At 66.1% G+C, this 4,650-nt stretch carries 5 protein-coding genes; 2 read left to right on the forward strand and 3 right to left on the reverse strand.

Annotation, left to right across the window (positions count from 1 at the left end; all coding sequences use genetic code 11):
- The first annotated feature begins 42 nt into the window (after positions 1–42).
- Positions 43–1,938, forward strand: a complete 1,896-nt coding sequence (locus ACIP98_RS41915) for a Helicase associated domain protein (protein WP_401982088.1) — start codon at positions 43–45, stop codon at positions 1,936–1,938.
- Between the two features lie 292 nt (positions 1,939–2,230).
- Here the strand turns inward: ACIP98_RS41915 and ACIP98_RS41920 are convergent, their stop codons facing one another.
- Positions 2,231–2,725 (reverse strand): peptidase inhibitor family I36 protein, encoded by a 495-nt coding sequence (locus ACIP98_RS41920; protein WP_401982091.1) that lies wholly within the window; start codon positions 2,723–2,725, stop codon positions 2,231–2,233.
- 404 nt (positions 2,726–3,129) lie between these two features.
- Here ACIP98_RS41920 and ACIP98_RS41925 point away from each other — a divergent pair, with 404 nt between their 5' ends.
- Positions 3,130–3,282 (forward strand): helicase associated domain-containing protein, encoded by a 153-nt coding sequence (locus ACIP98_RS41925; RefSeq protein ID WP_401982094.1) that lies wholly within the window; start codon positions 3,130–3,132, stop codon positions 3,280–3,282.
- Positions 3,283–3,448: 166 nt separating this feature from the next.
- Here ACIP98_RS41925 and ACIP98_RS41930 read toward each other — a convergent pair whose 3' ends face one another.
- On the reverse strand, positions 3,449–4,114 hold the full coding sequence (locus tag ACIP98_RS41930; protein WP_401982097.1) for a DUF6461 domain-containing protein: 666 nt from the start codon (positions 4,112–4,114) through the stop codon (positions 3,449–3,451).
- 135 nt (positions 4,115–4,249) lie between these two features.
- Positions 4,250–4,438: a hypothetical protein gene (locus ACIP98_RS41935; RefSeq protein WP_401982099.1), complete on the reverse strand. Its 189-nt coding sequence runs from the start codon at positions 4,436–4,438 to the stop codon at positions 4,250–4,252.
- Positions 4,439–4,650: the final 212 nt, after the last annotated feature.

Raw genomic sequence — 4,650 nt, forward strand, 5'->3', positions numbered from 1 at the left:
CCGCGGGTGTGGGAGGCGCCCGAGGACGGCGGTGCGGGGCCGGTGCTGGTGGCGTCGATGGAGGACGATCCGGAGGGGTTGTTCGGGGCGGTCGCCTACAAGTTGACGCTCTCCCAGGCGCGGGACCGGGGCCTGGTCGCCGCGTATCAGGTGGTGTGTGTCGACGTGACCGATCCGGAGCTGCAGGCGGCGGTGCTGCTGGGGATGGAGTCTCGTTCTGACACCGTGCGCGGGTCCCGGCTGGCAGCTCTGCAGACTGCTGCGGTGAAGACTGCTGCCGTGCGGGGCTTGCGGCGCATGCTGACGTTCCACTACCGGACGAGTGAGGCGGAGGCGATGGCGGCCGGGGTGCCGGCCGTCGCCCAGCGGTTGTGGGAGCACGACCCGCAGACGTATGCGGAGCCGGATCGGGTCTGGGCGGACTGGCTGTGTGGGGAGCACTCCCCCACCCACCGGCGCGAGACCCTGGCCACGTTCGCCGACCCCGTCGGCGAGCGGGCTGATGGGGAGCTGGTGCCGATGCGACTGCGGCTGCTCAGCAGCGTTCGCGTCCTCGGGGAAGGCGTCGACACCCCCGGATGCGACAGCGTGTTCTTCGGGGACGTGCGCGGCTCGGCCGTGGACATCCTCCAGATCGTCGGCCGGGCGCTGCGCATGCAGCCCGGGGAAGGCAAGGTGGCCAGCCTGGTCGTCCCGGTCTTCCTCGCCCCCGGTGAGGACCCCGACGCCATGCTCACCTCCAAGGGCTACAACAGCTTGGCCAAGGTCATGGCCGCGCTGCGCTCGCACGACACCGAGACCATCGAACGCCTGGCGGAGCAGCAAGCCCCCAGCCGCGCCACGAAGACGTCGGCTGCTGAGAGCGCCGCAACCGGCGGTCCGGGTGGGGAGAGTGCGGAGGGTGGTGTTTCAGCTCCCGCGCAGGGGCTGTTGTCGTTTTCGACGCCGCGTGATCCGGCGATTCTGGCCCGGTTCATGAGCCTGCGGGTGCTCCGGCCAGAAAATACGTACTGGCGTGCCGGGATTCAGGCGGCGACCCGGTATGTAAAAGAGAACGGGGACTTGAAAGTCCCCTACGCCTTCGTCACGCCGGAGGACTGGGACCCCGCTGCTTTTCCTCTGGGGACATGGATTGCGGATCAGCGGAGGTTTTTCAATTCGGGTGGTATGAAGCCGAAGCGGGCCGCTGAATTGGGCGATCTGGGCATGGTGTGGTCGCACTGGGACGTCGCCTTCGCCGAGGGATTGTCAGCTGCGGCGGCGTGGGCGGCGGAGCACGGTCATCTGCTGCCGCCCGCCACGGCGGTCTGGAACGACTACCCGGTAGGCGTCTGGCTGAAGAACCAGCGGACCGCCGGACGGCTCGCGAACACGATCGAGCAGCGGCGCGAGGCAGGGCTGCCGGTCGGCTCCACCGCCGGCGCCCTCTCGGAGGAACGCCGGGACGCCCTGGAGGCCATCGACCCGTCCTGGTGCCCGTCCTGGCCCGTGGCCTGGCAGCGCAGCTACCGGCTGTGCCGCACTCTCATCGAGAACGGCCAGCCGCTCCCGACCGTGCCGGGCGAGACCACGGTGCAGGGCGAAGACCTCGGGGCGTGGGTCCGGGCGCAGCGTCTGGGATGGGAGCAGCTGCTGCCCGCGCAGGTCTGGATGCTTCAGAACATGCTCCACCTCAGCCCCGCAGATGCCTCGGAGAGGCCGCCAGCGCCGCGTACGCAGGCGGACAAATGGGCGACCAACCTTCGCGCTGCCCGGCAGTTCCACGCCCGCGAGGGAAGCCTCCAGGTGCCCCGGAAGCACGTCGAGCGGCTTACCGAGCCCGACGGGACCATGACCGAGGTCAAGCTGGGCCAGTTCCTCGACAACACCCGCCGCCGGGCCGACAAGCTCACCGAGGAACGGCGAGCGGAACTCGACGCACTCGGCATGCGCTGGTAGCAGCCGCAGCATGGGTGAAGGGCCAGGCCGGGACTCCGAACGGGAAGTCCCGGCCCAGCCCCTGTGTGCGGCACCGGCGGCCCTATCTTGGGGGCTGTCTCTGGCGCCGCGCTCACGTCCTCCTTGCCCGAGGGCGACGGCACCTCAGCTACTGCCCCTGCTCGACACGGTCCCGCCCACCTCGATCGCCCCCGCGATATCAAGCTGGGCGCCGATCAGTGGGCAGCCGGCTGAGGTCCGCGAAGCCGCAATGCTCACCGAGAGGCTCCGCTCATCGTGCAAGCGTCGCAGGTCACCGGTTGACCCAGTAGGCATTCCAGTCAACGTCGCTCTTTCGGTCACAGACCATTTCCTTCCCGATGCTGGCCGACGACGCCTTGTCGTTCATGCGCGTCCAGTCAGAAAGATCAAGCGCCTCGCCAGGATCAACCCTGATGACGTCGCGGTTCTTTCGCGCCTCGCATGCGTGATAATTGAAATCACCGTCCTGGTAGAGGTACACCGGCATGCTGGTCCTGTTATAGATTGATGAAACGGTGTCGTTGAGCGGCACCGCAGGGTTGGTGTACCTCCCGCGGCGGAAATCGTTGAGTTCTCCCCGCTGGCCCCTGTTGAGCTCCGGCAGGACCGCAGTGGTTCCCTTGAGTCCGAAGTTCTCGTACATGCAGACACTGCCGGCCTTGCATGCCCACGGAGCCGCGTGAGCCTGAGTAGGTATGACAGCCAGGGTGCCGACGAGGGCCACAGCGGCTGTAGCGGCTGCTCGGAAAGCGGTACGCTTCTTCATAACTCTCTCTCGCTTTTCAGCTACTTTTGACAAAGGGTCATCGCAAGAGCGCGTATTTCTACCGCGCGCCGTTGATGGACACCAGGCCAACGATACGCCGTCCTGCCGTGCACCAGAGCACAGGCGTAATGCGGGAAACAGTGCGCGCCGCTACCGCGAGAGCGACACCGTAGGCAGAAATGGAATATGCGCGCCATTCGGCCGGTCCTCTGCCCCGAGGCACCCAGAGGTCAAGTCTCCCTGCGTAAGCCCGGGTTCGCACTGCTGGCCACCACATCCAAGTGAATCTGCGGGCCAAGGCAGTACCCGACCAGGCGCATCTCCACAAGGATCGTTACTGTTACAGAACAAGGAATATTGTCATCCGGTCGTTTCCGGAACCACATAGCTTCCAGACACCCCAGGTGCCCCGGAAGCTCGTCGAGCAGCTCACCAAGTCGGACGGGACGGTCACGGACGTCAAGCTGGCTCAGTTCGTGGACAACGCCCGTCACCGGGCCGACGAGCTCACCGAGGAACGACGCGCGGAACTCGACGCACTCGGCATGCGCTGGTAACCGCAACATGAGAGCCTGCGCCCTTTCCGGGCCCCCGATGTCGCCGAGAACACCGGGGACGAGGGCGGCTGAGGTCCGGGTAGGGGAAGATCGTCAAGCCAGTGCAGGGCGCGCCGGATCCGGACCACCCCGCATTGCGGGGGCGGCACTCGCCAAGGACGATGCTCTATTCCCTCGGCTTGAACCCTTGCGTGTGCTGGTCGGCGGGGTGGTTGGGGGCGTGCTGCACCGACGGTGCCGAAGTCGGTCTAGGCAAGACAAAACCCAGCAGACGCCCAGGTGGTTGAAGGGGCTGCTCCAAAGGCGGCTGAGGTGGTGGGTCGGGGGTCCGGCTGTTGTCGTCGAGTAGCAGGGTGAGCAGCGGGCCGTTGAGGATGTTGGTGTCGAGCACCGCGTCAGTGTGTAGGGCTACGGCTTCCAGCACGGGTATCAGGCCGGGATACTCCGCGTCCGCAGCATCGAGCTGCTGTTGCACTGCGTCCCACCAGGGGTGGGGTGTGGGCGGTCGGGTATGGGCGTAGCCGGGCGTGAAACGCTCGGTGCACTGCCCGTTACGCCAGTGTGCGAACCCGTTCATGCCGTCCCCACCCCGGAGGATGCTGAAGGTCTCGGTGCCTTGGGACAGTGCCGACAGAGGACCGGGCATCCGGCCCATGACCCCGTAGTCTTCGAAGCAGAAAGACCAGTCGTTCAGGGCACCAGCACGTAGCACCGATCCCTCTGTCTCATTGAGCTGAGCGGCTTGCTGCGAGGTAAGAAGTCGGGCGGTTCGGCTATCGGCCCCGTACCGGGCAAGGACGTCGTGCGGCGTGATGCCGCGAGTGAAGGTCACACACCACATCCCCATGCGTGGATCTATGGCCCATGCCCACGGCATCAGCGGGGAACCTTCCACGTGATCTCCTTCGAGTTCTATGGGAGGGGCCAGGGGAAAACATCCCCGTGGCCCCTCCGTGGTGCGGAGTACTCAGGCAACGACGTTGACGTTGTACTTCTCAGTGTCGAGGACGCGCTGATTCTTCACGAAGGCCCCGTACTTGCCGCCGGCGGACTCGTTAGCGTCCAAAGCAACGTGGGCACGTACGCACGGCTCGTTGAACGTGACCGGCTTGTCCGTACGGGCTTCGTAGATGATCCACTGGCCGTTCTGGAACAACGGGACGATGTCAGCGCACAGGGCGCCAAGAGTCCCTCCCTCAAACGAACCGGCGAAGGGAAACTCGTCGCACGAGTCATTCGGTACGTACTACGGGAGCGGGACGAACAGGTCAGGGAGCCTTTTCAGCGAGGCCACCGATCGGGTGACGGTCGGCCGGTCGGCGACTCGTGCAGAACGGACGAGGCTCCTCGACGGTTGAGCGAGATGTC

It is taken from the genome of Streptomyces sp. NPDC088354, from assembly GCF_044753585.1.
Classification (GTDB): domain Bacteria; phylum Actinomycetota; class Actinomycetes; order Streptomycetales; family Streptomycetaceae; genus Actinacidiphila.